At 39.9% G+C, this 1,743-nt stretch carries 1 protein-coding gene; it reads right to left on the bottom strand.

What is annotated here, in order from left to right; genetic code table 11:
* Positions 1-292 precede the first annotated feature (292 nt).
* A complete protein-coding gene (locus FTV42_RS16610) occupies positions 293-1,516 on the bottom strand; it encodes a replication initiation factor domain-containing protein (RefSeq protein ID WP_180012541.1) in 1,224 nt (407 codons plus the stop codon).
* Positions 1,517-1,743 lie beyond the last annotated feature (227 nt).

The raw sequence follows: 1,743 nt of genomic DNA, 5'->3' as shown, positions 1-1,743 counted from the left end.
TCGCTTGTTAGCTTCTTCCGTGCAATAAACAATCTACACTAAACAAATAATATAAATCAAGGCTGTGTGGTGTGGGTGTGCGTACACGGTACGCCACACACCACACAACCTTCCCCTTCCATTCGGCTTCGCTGTACCTGTCATTAGGCGCAAATGCCTTCAAATTGGTAATCAGAGAGGAAAAGGCTAGTAACTCATAGTCCGTCAGTTCGATGGCACTCCGCCATCTCTGTTAAGCACTCATTGATTCAATGGTAAAGTGCGCCCTTAAAAATCACAAATCACAAATAGCCTAAGGAACACAAAAATCAGGATGCACCCTAGTCCAATCCTGTTTAGTCATATTAAATCGTTTTGGAACACTGAAATCATGTGCCAAAGCCTGTATACATGTTTCATCATCCCCGAACCATTGACGGAAGAACCCCAACCAACGCCCGAATTGATGGCGAAATATATCCACCCCTTTTTCTATACTTATTTTCAATGATCTTTTTACATATTCTATTTTTGATTGAACCTGATCATCGTATTTAAACAGGTCTTTAAAACACGGATACAGATTAATGAAGTAATCAGAGGGATTTATAATCGCATCAAAAGGGATAATTGTATGTTTTGCTTTTAACTCAACCTCAACCCTTAACCAGTCGCTATTTTTATCCCCTAATTGCTTTCCTTTTTCATAAGCCCTAAGCATTTTATCTGAAGTACGGCAACCGATCTGCAAAGTACGCCCTAGCTTATCTCTATCTAAATATTTCCAATCACCGAACCAAGTTACACGTGCAGGCTTTCCAAAATAGTAAAATTCCCCGTTCGTTTCTCTTTCATTCAGATCATCAATATCTAAATAAGTACCATCGTAGTCATCATGTGCTAAATCCAGTCTTGTAATTTTTGCGCCTTGCGCCTTATTTAAGAATTGATATAACTTTTCTTGCCAGCCGTAGTCACCCATCAAGCAACCCTGACCAGATAACATCACAAGCATTGTGTTGTTTTGACCACCTATGCAGAGATCACCGACCACGACATCATCATGATTAATAATTTCATAACATTGTTCATAGAAGTTTTTGCCATTTTTTCTTTTTTTACCGACTTTAAATCCGAAAATTTGCTCTAACTTTTCCCCCATTGCTTCTATGCAGGCATCGTTAATAAATTCTTCTGAGAGTCCAATATAGTGATCCGAAAACGTGTAACGCTTTAAGGAGAATGAAATCCAATCTATAAACGCTATTTCATGTTCAGCAGGTGCAGACACCAGTAGGATTTTTGGATTGCCTTGATCATCAATAACCAACTTTACTTCGTTAGCCGCTTGCCAATCTTTTAGGACTTCGTTAGATGGAATTTGAGCCTTCGAGTTTTGCCACGTATTACTAACGTGGCACTCCCACGGGCTGACAGTGGGTAAAGTCCGATTTTTCAGGAAATCATTGGCGAATTTAGAATAGTTTTCAGGTGTAGCAGTTGTAAAAGGGGTATTTTCCCCATAAAATTTAGTCATGGACATTCCTTCTTAATGTTCATCAAGGGCTATGGTGTTGACGCACTGATAGCCCATTTTTATGCCTGCTGCTTTTGTGCCTGTCGATCTATTGCGTTCAGGTCTTTAACTTCACAGGACTTCGCTTGTTAGATGCTTACGCGCAATAAACGATCTACACTAAACAAATAATATAAATCAAGGCTGTGTGGTGTGGGTGTGCGTACACGGTACGCCACACACCACAC

This window comes from Acinetobacter sp. YH16052 (assembly GCF_013417155.1).
GTDB lineage: Bacteria > Pseudomonadota > Gammaproteobacteria > Pseudomonadales > Moraxellaceae > Acinetobacter.
This window is presented reverse-complemented; position numbering and strand designations above follow the sequence as displayed.

Coding starts and splice junctions, on each gene's coding strand:
- FTV42_RS16610 (WP_180012541.1), bottom strand. CDS start 1,516: ATGACTAAATTTTATGGGGAAAATACCCCTTTTACAACTGCTACACCT.